The 12722-nt window shown below is 68.0% G+C and carries 14 protein-coding genes; 5 read left to right on the forward strand and 9 right to left on the reverse strand.

Translation table 11 applies throughout. The features are described from left to right. Positions 1–819 (forward strand): DUF1353 domain-containing protein, encoded by an 819-nt coding sequence (locus tag AC3B6C_RS04340; RefSeq protein ID WP_488375107.1) that lies wholly within the window; start codon positions 1–3, stop codon positions 817–819. 98 nt (positions 820–917) lie between these two features. Next, the gene (locus tag AC3B6C_RS04345; RefSeq protein WP_488375109.1) at positions 918–2564 is read left to right on the forward strand and encodes an HNH endonuclease signature motif containing protein; all 1647 of its coding nucleotides are present in this window, start codon (positions 918–920) and stop codon (positions 2562–2564) included. A gap of 70 nt (positions 2565–2634) precedes the next feature. Here AC3B6C_RS04345 and lon read toward each other — a convergent pair whose 3' ends face one another. The 3 genes from lon to AC3B6C_RS04360 form a co-directional block, all read right to left on the reverse strand. After that, positions 2635–4962, reverse strand: coding sequence for an endopeptidase La (lon, locus tag AC3B6C_RS04350; protein WP_488375110.1), 2328 nt, complete (start codon positions 4960–4962; stop codon positions 2635–2637). A gap of 64 nt (positions 4963–5026) precedes the next feature. Beyond that, positions 5027–5653, reverse strand: coding sequence for a glyoxalase (locus AC3B6C_RS04355; RefSeq protein ID WP_488375111.1), 627 nt, complete (start codon positions 5651–5653; stop codon positions 5027–5029). Positions 5654–5714: 61 nt separating this feature from the next. After that, positions 5715–5897, reverse strand: a complete 183-nt coding sequence (locus AC3B6C_RS04360) for a hypothetical protein (protein WP_488375112.1) — start codon at positions 5895–5897, stop codon at positions 5715–5717. A 194-nt stretch (positions 5898–6091) separates the two neighbouring features. On the opposite strand from AC3B6C_RS04360, the gene AC3B6C_RS04365 reads away from it, so the two are divergent. After that, positions 6092–6511, forward strand: a complete 420-nt coding sequence (locus AC3B6C_RS04365) for a DoxX family protein (RefSeq protein WP_010843692.1) — start codon at positions 6092–6094, stop codon at positions 6509–6511. Here the strand turns inward: AC3B6C_RS04365 and AC3B6C_RS04370 are convergent. From AC3B6C_RS04370 to AC3B6C_RS04380, 3 genes are read right to left on the reverse strand one after another with little or no spacing between them, the layout of a single operon-like run. Beyond that, a complete protein-coding gene (locus AC3B6C_RS04370; RefSeq protein WP_488375113.1) occupies positions 6508–7980 on the reverse strand; it encodes a DHA2 family efflux MFS transporter permease subunit in 1473 nt (490 codons plus the stop codon). The two genes, AC3B6C_RS04365 and AC3B6C_RS04370, sit on opposite strands and share 4 nt — an antisense overlap. Before the next feature lie 42 nt (positions 7981–8022). Next, entirely contained in the window at positions 8023–8559 is a 537-nt protein-coding gene (locus AC3B6C_RS04375) for an alpha/beta fold hydrolase (RefSeq protein WP_488375114.1), read from the reverse strand. A gap of 57 nt (positions 8560–8616) precedes the next feature. After that, a complete protein-coding gene (locus AC3B6C_RS04380) occupies positions 8617–9210 on the reverse strand; it encodes a TetR/AcrR family transcriptional regulator (protein ID WP_488375115.1) in 594 nt (197 codons plus the stop codon). A 98-nt stretch (positions 9211–9308) separates the two neighbouring features. Between AC3B6C_RS04380 and AC3B6C_RS04385 the strand changes: the two genes are divergently transcribed. Further along, positions 9309–10214, forward strand: coding sequence for an alpha/beta hydrolase family protein (locus tag AC3B6C_RS04385; RefSeq protein ID WP_488375116.1), 906 nt, complete (start codon positions 9309–9311; stop codon positions 10212–10214). Positions 10215–10241: 27 nt separating this feature from the next. Here AC3B6C_RS04385 and AC3B6C_RS04390 read toward each other — a convergent pair whose 3' ends face one another. Beyond that, positions 10242–10643: an SRPBCC family protein gene (locus tag AC3B6C_RS04390; RefSeq protein ID WP_488375117.1), complete on the reverse strand. Its 402-nt coding sequence runs from the start codon at positions 10641–10643 to the stop codon at positions 10242–10244. A 63-nt stretch (positions 10644–10706) separates the two neighbouring features. Further along, on the reverse strand, positions 10707–11432 hold the full coding sequence (locus AC3B6C_RS04395) for a GAF and ANTAR domain-containing protein (RefSeq protein ID WP_488375118.1): 726 nt from the start codon (positions 11430–11432) through the stop codon (positions 10707–10709). 175 nt (positions 11433–11607) lie between these two features. Between AC3B6C_RS04395 and AC3B6C_RS04400 the strand changes: the two genes are divergently transcribed. After that, complete coding sequence (locus AC3B6C_RS04400) at positions 11608–12330, forward strand: cutinase family protein (protein ID WP_488376219.1); 723 nt, start codon at positions 11608–11610, stop codon at positions 12328–12330. Positions 12331–12349: 19 nt separating this feature from the next. Here AC3B6C_RS04400 and AC3B6C_RS04405 read toward each other — a convergent pair whose 3' ends face one another. Next, positions 12350–12634: a hypothetical protein gene (locus tag AC3B6C_RS04405; protein WP_014928233.1), complete on the reverse strand. Its 285-nt coding sequence runs from the start codon at positions 12632–12634 to the stop codon at positions 12350–12352. Positions 12635–12722: the final 88 nt, after the last annotated feature.

The raw sequence follows: 12722 nt of genomic DNA on the forward strand, positions 1-12722 counted from the left end.
ATGGCCGAGCACACATCGGGCGACGAGCGATGGGTGTCATGGCGGGTGGCACCCGGATCGGGCTTCGTCGTCGACGATCCGACCGGGCGCGGAGAGGTCGAGATCGCGCAGACCGATGAACGACAGTTCCTCGTGCGCAACGCATTCCGGTTCGACGATCCCGCTGTCGAGGAGTACCTCGTCGGACAGCTGATCGATCGGGGCGCAACTGAGCCGCAGGCACGACGGGCCGTCGACACAGCCCGAACGTTCGTCCCCCGCGACGACAACCCGACCGACCTCGCCTCGATCCCCCGGTTCCTGCGCTGGTTCGAAAACCCTTACGGCAGACATTCACTCGCAGCACTCATACACGACGAACTCATCACGGGCACCGTCAACTCCGGTGCACTCGGAAGCGACACGCTGTCCGATCGCTTCTTCCGCGAGATGATGCGGACCTCCGGCGTGCCCTGGCTGAAACGGTGGATCATGTGGTCGGCGGTGGCGCTCCGCACGCGGTGGGTCGCCGGCGGATGGCGACGCCTCAGTGTGGTCGTGTGGCTGCTGCTGAGCGTCGTCGGCATCTCGGCGGCTGTCGGTTCGACTGGGGCACTGCTCTTCGGCTGGCCGTGGCCGGCGTCGTCACCGGCGGTCTCGCTCGCGCTCTCACTGCTGATGATCTTCATCGCCGCACCGCTGTGGGGACGACAGTGGGCGGCGAGTCTCGTTGCGGCCGTTGCCGCATTGTGGCTCCTGCCCGCCGCGATCGTGGCGTACTTCGCCTATGCGCTGTACCTGTTGTCGGAGAAGGCCGCCCGCACCGGCGGGCTCACGTAGCGGATGACGGAGCATTCTTGTCGGTGGTCGGGTTTACCTTGGAAGCATTCAGTCGGACCGGTCGATTCGATCGGGTTGCAGCGTCTTGGGGGGGCACTGTGGGGGCGTGGACGGATCTACCGGGCGAGTTTCTCGCCGGGGTCGATGCTGCCCGCCCGGCCGACGCCGACACGGTCTCACACATGCAACGCCTAGGTGCTGTCCGGGCTGGGGAGTCGTATCTGGCGTGGTGCCGCTACCAGACGATCCTGGTGCTGTGTGACCGATTGTTGACCACGACCGGTTCCAGTTATGTGTCGGATGGCTTCGGCGACATCGTCGCCCGGGTGGCCCGCGAAGCGGGCATCACCCGCTACCGTGCGGCGGCGCTGGTCGACGACGCGCTGTGTCTTCGTGATCGGCTACCGCGGGTGTTGGAGACGTTGCGCGACGGCATCATCGCCCCGCACCAGATCCGCGAGATCATCAGCCGAACCCACCTGGTGTCCGACGATCACCATCTCGATCCCGACGACCCCGACAGTCGGCGGATCATCGAGGTTCTCGACGAATCGATCGCCGACCTGCTACGCGGTCGGGGCGGGTCGTGGTCGACATCGGGTCTACGCGACATGATCGACCGTCTGGTCTTCGGCCACGATGCCGACGCGGTCCGCGAACGGCGCCGCGAAGCGCTCGACAACCGTGGCGTATGGACCGAGAACCATGGCGACGGCACCGCCGAGATCACCGCGGTCATGGCCGCCGAGAACGTTCGGGCCTGCCAGGCGTCGGTGCGCGCGCTTGCCGCATCGGTGTGCGATCGGGATGGGCGCACCCTGGGTCAACGTAAGTCCGATGCCATGTGCGCATTGCTCACCCGATCGGTGTTCGCGTGCGCGTGTGGCGAATCCGACTGCACCGCACCACCTCCTGCCCCGGCCGCCGCGGCGTCGGGCACCGAGATCGTGATCCACGTCGTGACCGACGCCGACACGCTGGCCGGTGGGTCCGGGCCCGGGTGGGTCGACGGGCACGGGGTGATCTGCGATGAGCACGTGCGCGACCTCGCCGCCCGGCCCGACGCCACCCTGACCCCGGTCACCCCGGTACGCACACCACCCGCCCGGGTCGTCGCCGACGAGAGCGGATCGCCAGCACCCTCGGAGGTTGTGGTGGTCTTTCCAGGTGCTCTGCCCGGTGATCCGTATCGGCCGACCACAGCGTGTGCGCAGTTCGTGCGGGTGCGGGACGGCTACTGCACCGAACCCGGGTGTACGCGGTCGGCGTTCACCGCCGATGTCGATCACGTCGCCGAGTACGACCACGCCCGGCCAGCGCGTGGCGGCGCGACGTCGAGTGAGAACCTCAACGCGAAATGCCGTGCCGGGCATCTCCACAAAACCCACGGCGACTGGACCGATGTGCAGTATCGCGACGAGCATGGCCGTCTGGTCACCGAATTCGTGACGCCGGAAGGTTTTGTGATCCCCGGCGAGGCCGAAACCCTCGAAGACCTCTTCCCCAACCTGCGTCGTATCCGATTCGAGCAAGCCGCGAAAGCCCCACCGACACCGCGGGTCATCGTGCCCGACCGGCACGGCCGACCACCGCGCACGATCACCGAACGAACCGCCGCGAAACACGCGAAGCGGCGAGAAGAACGTGCCCGCAATCAGGCACAGCGCGAAGCGAATCGACATGCCCGGTCGGAGGCGGCCCACCATCGAGCGACCAATCACGACGACGACCCACCGCCGTTCTGACGGACGACAACACAACGGCGGGCGCGTGGACGATCCACGCACCCGCCGGGGTGTCATCGTTCGAGCACCGTCAGGCCGCGGTCGCCTGCGCGTCGGAAGCGGCTTCCAGTGCCTGCGCAACGATCTCGGCCACGTCCGTCATGGGGCGGACGTCGAGGGCGTCGAGCACCTCGGCCGGCACGTCGTCGAGGTCGGGCTCGTTGCGCTGCGGGATGAAGATGGTCTTCAGCCCGTTGCGTTGTGCGGCAAGCAATTTCTGCTTGACGCCGCCGATCGGAAGGACGCGCCCGTTCAGCGTGACCTCACCGGTCATACCGACATCGCTGCGAACCTGGCGACCCGTGGCCATCGACACCAGCGCCGTGACCATGGTGACGCCCGCGCTCGGACCGTCCTTGGGCACCGCTCCGGCGGGAACGTGCACGTGGATGGTCTTGTCGAGCGCCTTCGGATCGACGCCGAGCTGCTCGGCGTGCGCCCGCACGTACGACATGGCGATCTGTGCCGATTCCTTCATCACGTCGCCGAGCTGGCCGGTCAGCTTCAGACCCGGCTCACCGTCGGTGGCGTTCACCTCGATGAAGAGGACGTCGCCGCCCATGCCCGTGACCGCGAGACCCGTTGCGACACCGGGGACCGCCGTGCGCTCCGCCGATTCCGGCGTGAAGCGCGGTCGGCCGAGGTAGTCGCGCAGCTCGGGCTCGTCGATGGTGACGGGCGCCGTCGCGGTCCCTTGTGCGAGGTTGGTCGCCGCTTTGCGGAGCGCCTTGGCCAGCAACCGTTCGAACTGTCGCACACCGGGTTCACGGGTGTAGTTGGCCGCGATCTCGCGCAACGCCGCATCCGTGACGGTCACCTCGTCGGGCGTCAGGGCCGCACGCTCGGCCTGCCGGGGCAGCAGGTAGTCGCGGGCGATGGCGACCTTGTCGTCCTCGGTGTAACCGTCGAGCGTGACGAGTTCCATGCGGTCGAGCAGGGCCGACGGGATGTTCTCGATGACATTGGCGGTCGCCAGGAACAGGACGTCGGACAGGTCGAGATCGAGATCGAGGTAGTGATCCCGGAAGGTGTGGTTCTGCGCGGGGTCGAGGACCTCGAGCAGCGCGGCGGCCGGGTCGCCCCGGTAGTCCGACCCCACCTTGTCGATCTCGTCCAGCAGCACAACGGGATTCATCGATCCCGCCTCGCCGATGGCCCGCACGATCCGGCCGGGCAGCGCGCCGACGTAGGTGCGGCGGTGACCACGGATCTCCGACTCGTCGCGCACACCGCCCAGGGCGACACGCACGAACTTGCGGCCGAGCGCCCGGGCGACGCTCTCACCGAGCGACGTCTTGCCGACGCCGGGAGGACCGGCGAGCACCATGACAGCGCCCGACCCGCGTCCGCCGACGACCTGCAGGCCGCGTTCGGCGCGACGGGCACGAACCGCCAGGTACTCGACGATGCGGTCCTTCACGTCATCGAGGCCGTGGTGGTCGGCGTCGAGGATCTCGCGAGCGCCCTTGACGTCGGTGGAGTCCTCGGTGCGGGTGTTCCACGGCAGGTCGAGCACGGTGTCGAGCCAGGTGCGGATCCATCCGGTCTCCGGCGACTGGTCGCTGGCGCGTTCGAGCTTGCCCACCTCACGGAGCGCGGCTTCGCGCACCTTCTCCGGCAGGTCGGCCTCTTCGACGCGGCCGCGGTAGTCGTCGGCTCCTTCGGGCTCGTCCTCGCCGAGTTCCTTGCGGATCGCGGCGAGCTGCTGACGCAACAGGAATTCCTTCTGCTGCTTGTCCATGCCCGCCCGGACGTCCTCGGCGATCTTCTCGGTCACCTCGGACTCGGCCAGGTGATCGCCGGTCCATTCGATGAGCCGACGCAACCGCTCGGCGGTCACCGGCGTCTCGAGCAGCTCGCGCTTCTGTTCGTCGGTCAGCCACGCCGCATAGCCTGACGTGTCGGCGAGATCCGACGGCTCGGACATCTTGTTGACGGCGTCGATGAGCTGCCACGCCTCGCGGCGCTGCAGCATCGCCAGCACGAGCTTCTTGTACTCGCCGGCGAGTTCACGGTCTTCGTCGGTGGCGTCTACGGCGTCGACCTCGGTCACCTCGACCCACAGCGCGGCACCGTGGCCGGGTGTTCCGGTCCCGATCTGTGCCCGCTGTTCACCCTTGACGACAGCGGCGAGGCCGCCGCCCGGGATGCGTCCGACCTGGACGATCGAGGCGATGACACCGTAGGTGGGATACCGGTCGTCCAGACGCGGCGCGACCAGCAGTTTTCCGGTCTCGCTCGCCCGTGCGGCGTCGACCGTGGCCTGGGCGGCATCGTCGAGCGGGATGGGCACGACCATGCCGGGCAGCAGGACGACGTCGGCGACGAAGAGAACCGGTAGTGAATATGTCTTCGACATGAAACCTCCAGAGTTAAGTCTGACCGACTCAACCCAGGTGGCAGGAATCTTGTTCCCGAGCGATTTATGCCAGGAGTGAACGGGGCGTGGGCACCCACGCGAACCCGTCCGGATCGGTCAGTTCCCCGGCGTCGCCGCCGATCACCAGCCGATGGGAACCCGAACCGCCCGCGGGAACACCCGCATCCTTGGCCGCGGCCTTGCGTCCGTAGAGCGCCAGCTTGATCGAGTTCACGTCACTCTCGAACTCGACGTACTTCCGGCCGAAGCTCTTGGCCACGGCGAATCCGTGGCTCACGTAGAACTGTTTGGTGGCCGCGACGTCGTCGACGCCGAGCAGCAGGACCAGATCGTCGACCTTACGTTCCGGCGCGCCGGTCGGCTTCTTCGACGAAGTGGCGACCTTCCAGATCGTGCCGTCGGGCGCCTGGACCACGCCGCCATATCCCCAGAAGGACTTCTTGGCCGGTTTGAGGACGGTGGCGCCGGCGTCGATCGCCGGTTGGAGGAAGGAGTCGGCGACCGTCGGATCGGCGACGACGAGCGAGACCACGAAGCCGCGGAAGCCCGTCGTCGGTGAATCTCCCGCGCGAAGGCGCAACCGGTCAGCCAGTCCGAAAGCCTTGTCGTAGAACGTCTGTGCCGCCGCAATGTCGGAGACTTCGAGTGTGAGTGCGTTGATGTTCGTCATGCTTCGACGCTAAGACGTCGAGCCGCCCGGATGCTTCTCGATTCCTGACCGGTCGCGAACCTCAGGTGAGGTCGACCGCGGCCCGGGCGGCGACCACGACGATCTGCGCGACGACCAACACCGCGACGGCGACGAGGAACGCCGCGGTGGTGACCACGACACCGGCCGCGCCTCGCACGACGTCGGACATCGAGTGCAGCCACGGGGCGGAAAGTCGGTGCGGCTGTGCGGTGTCGAGTGTCATGGGCGGTCCTCTGCGAGCAACGAGCAACCCCGGTCGGAGTGGCCGGGGTCACAACATGCAATCACAGGTGGGTACTTCTGTGCCAGAAAATCCCCAAGACCCACGACGACGCGAAGTCACCGATGCCGGCCGTCCGAAACCTCTTCCGCCACGAAGTGCGGTAGAACCGAACCCACCCCCATCGAGGAGCCTGCATGTCGATCGTCACGCCGACCACCACTCGTCAGCCGCTGGGCCGGGCCATTGCGCGGATCGCCCTGGGAGCCGTACTGGCGATCGCCGGCGTCGGCCATCTCACCGTCCAGCGCGAAGAATTCCAGGCGCAGGTGCCCGACTGGGTGCCGTTCAGCAAGGACTTCGTGGTGCTGGCTTCCGGCGGGGTCGAGATCGCGCTGGGCGCCGCGCTCATCGCGCTGCCCCGTCACCGCAAGGTGGTGTCGTGGATCGTGGCCGCGTTCTTCGTCGTCATCTTCCCCGGCAACATCAACCAGTACGTCGAGCACATCGACGCCTTCGGCCTCGACACCGACGAGAAGCGGTTGACTCGACTGTTCTTCCAGCCCGTCCTCGTGCTCTGGGCCATCGCGGCCGGCACCGGCGAACGTCGCGACTAACCCGCCCGGGTCGCCGCATCCTGGCAGGCGGTGTCCATGCCCGCCCGCACCTGGGGCCGCACGTCGGTGCTCGACCTGATCGTGCACGCCGCGACGAGCCCGCCGACCGCACAGAACACCGCGCAGATGTACATCGCCATGCGGAAACCGTCACCGAGCGGATCCCCGGGCCCCGCATCGATCCCGGCCACGGCCGGCAGTACGGCCACCGCCAGCAGACCCGCGAGTCGCGCCACCGCATTGTTCACGCCCGACGCGGTTCCGGCGAGTTCGTCGTCGACGGCGGCGAGTGCCGCCGAGGTGAGGGGCGCGACGGTCACCGTCATCCCGAGCCCGAACAGCAACACTCCCGGCAGGACGGCATCCACGTATCCCGAGCCGGGCTCGACCCGGGACATCAGCGCGAACCCGCCGGCCGCGATGAGCGGGCCGACCGTCATCGGCAGCCGAGGCCCGGTGCGCTGCGCGAGTCTGCCGACCAGCGGCGACCCGAACAGCATGATGAACGTGCTCGGGAACATCGCCGCGCCGGCCTCCAACGCCGAGTAGCCGAGACTCTGCTGCAGTTGCAGCGCCAGCAGGAACAGCGCACCACCGAGCGCCGCATAGACGAGGAGCGTCGTCAGGTTGGCGCCGGTGAACTGCGACGAGCGGAACAGCCCGAGCGGCAGGAGCGGCGCCGCGACCCGTGACTCGATCACCACGAAACCCACGAGCGACACGACACCGGTCACCCCGGCGGCGAGGGTTGCGCCGCTCCACCCGGTCGACGGCCCCTCGATCAGCGCATAGATCACGCCGGCGAGACCGACGGTCATCGCGATCGCGCCCGCGACGTCGAGCCGGGCGTCGGACGGCGCGCCCCGCGATTCGGGCACGTGCCGGACCGCGATCCACAGCGCGCCCAGGGCGAGCGGCACGCTCAGCAGGAACGTCCATCGCCACGACGCCGCGTCGACGAGCCAGCCGCCGAGGAATGGTCCGAGCGCGGTGGTCGCGCCGGACATCCCGGCCCACAAGCCCACGGCAGCGCCCCGGTCGGACGGCTGGATCTCGGCGTTGATCAGCGCCAGACTTCCGGGGACCACGGCGGCCGCGGCGATCCCCTGCACGATCCGCGCGACGACGAGCAGCTCGACGGTCGGTGCCAGCCCGCACGCGACCGTCGCCACCGCGAACACACCCAGACCACCTGCGAACACCAGCCGGCGCCCGTACCGGTCACCGGCGACGCCACCGATGAGCAACAGCGAGCTCAGCGTCAGCAGATACCCGTCGAGCACCCACTGCTGACCGCGCAAGCCCGTGTCGAGGTCACGCGCGATGGCCGGCAGTGCGACGTTGACGACGGTCCCGTCGATGAAGGCGACGCCCGAACCGAGGACCGCGGCGACGATCAACCATCGACCCGCCGGCGACGCTGCCGGCACCCCTCGGGACCCGGTCTCGGCCGAGCCGTGCTCGCTCATCGGTTGTCGTCCATGTGTGCCCTCCGGACCTGGGTCGCGTACCTACCCAGGGTCGGGGCCACCTCGCCCGCGCGCAAGCACATCGGCGAGCCCGTCGAACTGGTGGCCGCCCATCGGGTGCCGCTGCACCGTCGCCGCCGGGAGGAGCGTCGTGTTCAGATCCAGATGTTCGACGGGCACCACGTCGTCGTCGATGCAGTGGTGGAGGGAGAGAGTCAGCCCTCCGTGGCTCGGGAGCGAGTGGTCGGCCAGTACGTACTGGGGAACATCCCAGCCGTCCGGTCCCCAGTTCGGCATCGCAAGCAGCACAACGTTTCTCGGTTCTGGTACGCCGTCCGCCGTGAGGACGTGCAGCAGTACCGTCGCACCGAAGGAATGCGCGACGACGAGATCGTCGGCGCCCAACCCGACGAGGTGCTGTCGGATCGGTCGAGCCCACGCCTCGATCGACATGTCGTCGTCGGAGAACCTCGGCATGTCGAGACACGCGCCAAAGGCAGCCGACAACGAGTCCGCGAGCGGCCCGTCCTCGACGTAACCGCCCGCACCGTGGATGAAGAACAGTCGACGCTGGGGCATGGGATCTCCTCGAAGTCGCGTTCGGTCATCAAGGTTGACTTCGGCGCGTGGCCGTTCTCATCGCCCCTCGTTCTCGTCTTCTGCCGACGACGCACCGGAGCCGATCAACAACAGACCCACCATCGCCCTTGCGTCGGCGTCGGTGTAGCCGGGTCCGACGATGCACAGGTTGCCGATCGCGCGCAGGAAGGTCAGCGCGCAGATGTCCTCGCTGACCTCCCCCGTGGCCTGTGCCGGCTCGAGCAGGGAGGCGAACGCCGGCACGAGGGTGTCGAAGATGAGCGCGTGCAGGTCGGCCAGGCTGGGATCGTCGGAGCTGAGTGCGTCGCTCAGTCCGTGTTTGGTGACGAGGAAGTCGGTGAATGCCGACGTCCACCGGCACAGCGCCGCGCGCGGCGGGATCTGTTCGGCCAGCAGCTCTTCCGCCAGTGCCGCACACTCGTCGACCTGATGCCGGTACACCGCGGTGACCAGTTCCGCTCGAGTCGGGAAGTGCCGGTACACGGTCCCGACGCCGACACCGGCACGCGTGGCGATGTCGCGCACCGGGGCCTGCACACCCACATCGACGAAAGCCGCGGCCGCCGCCTCGAGGAGTGCCGTGCGACTCCGTTCAGCCTGTGCCTGACGTGCGGTTTTACCTTCGGACACCGTCCACCCCTTGCTCGCGGAACATTGTTCCGCTAGTTTGGCGGAACATCGTTCCGTCCAGATTATCGCGTACCCGGCCCCGTCCCGAAGGAGCTCCCATGTCCACGGATTTGCTCGCCCGCCAGATCGTCGCCGTCAAGCCCATTCTCGTCCCCACCTCGGATCGGCCCTTCCCTCTGACGGCGAAGGTCAGCGCACCTGTCGCCGGTGATCGCCTCCCGGTCGTCGTGTTCTCCCACGGCAACGCCTGGTCGATGGATGGTTACGAGCCGCTCGTCGATCGTTGGGCCGCTTCGGGATTCGTCGTCGTACAACCGACGCACCTGGATTCCCGGCGCCATGGAATCGGATTCGACGATCCCCGGTTCACGTCCATCTGGCGCATGCGGGTGCAGGACGCGCACGCCGTGATCGACCATCTCGACGAGATACTGATCGCGGCCGGCGGGGACCTCCGCTCCCGAGTCGACATCGACCTGCTCGCCGCAGCCGGCCACTCGTGGGGCGGTCAGACCGTCGGCGCTCTCCTCGGCGCGCGTGTGATCGGACCCGACGGCGTCGTCGGCGCGGATCTCGCACATCCCGCCGTACGAGCGGGCGCACTGATCGCGACCGCGGGGACCGGCGACAGCTTGAGCGAGTATGCGCGCGAACACCTTCCGTTCATGCGTCCCGACTTCTCGACCATGACGACCCCGGCACTCGTCATCGCCGGCGGCAAAGACGACTCGGCACTGTCGACGCGCGGCCCCGACTGGCTGACCGATGCCTTCCATCTCGGCCCGGGCGCGACGGACCTGATGTGGATCCCGGACGGAGAGCACACTCTCGGCGGCATCGCGGGCGAGGCGGTACGCGAGACCACCGATGAGGACCCGGCGAGGGTCTCCCTGGTGGCCGACGCCGTCGCCGCCTACCTGCTCGACGCACTCGGCGTCAGCTCGGTCGAGTGGGAAGCGTTGCGTCGAGCGGAGTCTGCGGACTTCACGGTGCAGCCGAAATGATGCCCCCGGCCTCAGCGTGCCGGGGTTTCAGGCCGGACCGCCCGCCTCCAGCAGCGACTTGAGCTGTGCGAGGTCCTTCTCCACCATCTGGGTGTCGCGGTCGAACTCGTCGTCGGACATGGCCAGCTGCCGGATGGTGAAGACCACCTCCGCGCCCTGCGGATGCGCCAGCACGCGCAGCGGGTTGAGCACGGTGTCCCCGGTGGGGAGCACGACCTCGTGGTCGACGACGCCGAGTGTGTTCCGCGGGACGAACCGTACGGTGACGGTGCCCATCGGCGACTCGACGAGGAGTTCGTCACCACGCCGGGTCACCTCCGACGTCGCCAGTCCTGCGGCCCACCGCGGCAGATTGTCGGGTTCGGCCGCGAAGTCGTAGACCCTCGCGGGCTCGGCGTCGATGACCACGCTCACATGCCGGCTGCGCATGAGCCCAACCTAGCCGGTGCACAGTCGACGGAAAACGGCGCCCAGTCGACGGAAGACCGGGGGTCAGGACGGCGAGCCGTTTCCCGCCTCGACGGCTTCGGCGAGTTCCCGCTCGATGAGCTGTTCGGCGACCTTGGCCAGCGGCGTGTTGGTGTCCTGGGACAGCCGCCGGAGCAGCGCGAACGCTTGGACCGCGTCGATGCGGAAGCGGTACATGATCATGCCCTTGGCCTGGCCGATCACGTCCCGGCTCGCCAGGGCGCTCTGGAAATGCTGCTGCTGGCGCGCTGCTCGCAGCGCCAGTGCGGCATGGGTCGCGAACAGGAGCCCGATCTCCAGGGATTCCTCCCCGAACACGTCGGTCTCGTCGGAGAAGACGTTGAGCGCACCGATGGTTCCCTTGTCGGTGAACAGCTTGAACGACAGGCTCGAGCGCAGCGGCGTCTCGTCGATGACCCGGGCGGAGAACGCCGGGAACCGCTCGTCGCGACGGATGTCGTTGACGAGCACGGTGTGATGGTCCCAGGCGGCCTGCAGGCACGGACCCTCCCCGGTCTCCCGCTGGATCCGGTCGGCCTCGTTCATCAGCGGGTCGGTCGGCGCGAGTGTGTCGAAGTTCTTCTTCTGGTCGACGAGCAGGACACCCGCGTACCGAGCTCCGGGGACATGCTCGACGGCCCCGGCGGTGATGGAGTCCAGGACCCGGCCGGTGCTGTCTTCGATGCTCTCCGGCACCGCATGCATCTGCCGCGCCAGTTCGGCGATCTTGAAATGCACATCTGCGTCCACCGGGCACTCACCTCTGCTTCGAGCGGCCGGTCGAGTCCGGCACGTCACGTGATCCTACAAAATCCATGGGCTGGTCATCGGGGTCCTTCGTTGCGCACCCGGTCGCGGATGGGTGTGGACTCCCTCGTTCTTTGAGACGATGAGGCCCTTACCCCGCCGTGCTGTGATCTCTACCATGGGGCGGGTGATCAAACGCCTGAGTGTTTCCGTCCTCTGTGTCATCGCTGCGATCACGGGGGCGGTGGCCCTCGGAACACCGACCGCGCAGGCCGCACCATCGTGCTCCGACGTCGAGGTGGTGTTCGCGCGCGGCACCGTCGAGACGTCTCCGCCGCTGGGTCTCACCGGTATCTCCTTCGTCGAGGCCGTTCGCTCGCAGCTGCCGGGCAAGTCCGTCAGCTCCTACGGCGTCCCCTACCCCGCGAGCGACAAGTTCGACAATCGGCTGAAGTTCGCCCAGACGGTCGCCGACGGCGTCCGCACCACGCAGAACCGCATCAAGTACCTGGCGGCGAAGTGCCCGGGTACCAAGGTCGTCCTCGGCGGTTACTCCCAGGGCGCCGTCGTCGCGGGATACTCCGTCCACGCGGGACTCGACCTGCCGGCGCGGTACGCCACCTACGACCGGTTCGTCCCGCCGCCGCTGCCGGCGAACATGGCCCGCAATGTCGCCGCGATCGTGCTCTACGGCGCCCCATCGGATCGGTTCATCGACGACATCGGCGCTCCCCCGGTGAAGGTCGCCGCGCCGTACCGCAGCCGCACCGTTCGCTACTGCATCCCGGGTGACACCATCTGCGACGGAGCTCCGGTCGGCGGCCCCAACGCCCTGCATGTGCTGTACTCGGTGAACGGTATGACGCTGGAGGGCGCCCGATACGTCGCCCGGCGCGTCTGACCGGAGAAGCTCACACGGCTCAGAAGTCCGGCGCCGGCACGACTTTCGCGAAAGTCCTGCCGGCGTCGGACTTCTCCGCTTGATAGACGAGAGCGAGCTCGGCACGCTCGAAGTTGCGGAACCACTCGTCCCAGCTGATGTGCTCGAGGCACTCGTCGGCGGTCCGGCCGGTGAAGTCGATGCGGAGCACTCCGGTTCCGCCGACGCTTCTGACGTCGCGAACGCGCGCCGGCACACCCTGATGGGTGGTCACCCATTCCCGGATCTCGTCGTGATCGCGCGTCGTCTTGCAGTGAGACCCCATCGGTCGTCTCCTATCGTGCCGCACCGAACCCAGCCTTGGGCACCCCGGTTCTCCCGGTCACGACCAGCCCACTTCTCGGACTCCGGTG

It is taken from the genome of Gordonia sp. 11cp, assembly GCF_057767225.1.

Excerpts from the sequence above, each read along its gene's own strand:
- AC3B6C_RS04360 (WP_488375112.1), bottom strand. The coding sequence starts at position 5,897 with ATGACACTCGACACCGCACAGCCGCACCGACTTTCCGCCCCGTGGCTG.
- AC3B6C_RS04365 (WP_010843692.1), top strand. The coding sequence starts at position 6,092 with ATGTCGATCGTCACGCCGACCACCACTCGTCAGCCGCTGGGCCGGGCC.
- AC3B6C_RS04375 (WP_488375114.1), bottom strand. The coding sequence starts at position 8,559 with ATGCCCCAGCGTCGACTGTTCTTCATCCACGGTGCGGGCGGTTACGTC.
- AC3B6C_RS04390 (WP_488375117.1), bottom strand. The coding sequence starts at position 10,643 with ATGCGCAGCCGGCATGTGAGCGTGGTCATCGACGCCGAGCCCGCGAGG.
- AC3B6C_RS04405 (WP_014928233.1), bottom strand. The coding sequence starts at position 12,634 with ATGGGGTCTCACTGCAAGACGACGCGCGATCACGACGAGATCCGGGAA.
- AC3B6C_RS04385 (WP_488375116.1), top strand. The coding sequence starts at position 9,309 with ATGTCCACGGATTTGCTCGCCCGCCAGATCGTCGCCGTCAAGCCCATT.
- AC3B6C_RS04400 (WP_488376219.1), top strand. The coding sequence starts at position 11,608 with ATGGGGCGGGTGATCAAACGCCTGAGTGTTTCCGTCCTCTGTGTCATC.
- AC3B6C_RS04355 (WP_488375111.1), bottom strand. The coding sequence starts at position 5,653 with ATGACGAACATCAACGCACTCACACTCGAAGTCTCCGACATTGCGGCG.
- AC3B6C_RS04340 (WP_488375107.1), top strand. The coding sequence starts at position 1 with ATGGCCGAGCACACATCGGGCGACGAGCGATGGGTGTCATGGCGGGTG.
- lon (WP_488375110.1), bottom strand. The coding sequence starts at position 4,962 with ATGTCGAAGACATATTCACTACCGGTTCTCTTCGTCGCCGACGTCGTC.
- AC3B6C_RS04370 (WP_488375113.1), bottom strand. The coding sequence starts at position 7,980 with ATGAGCGAGCACGGCTCGGCCGAGACCGGGTCCCGAGGGGTGCCGGCA.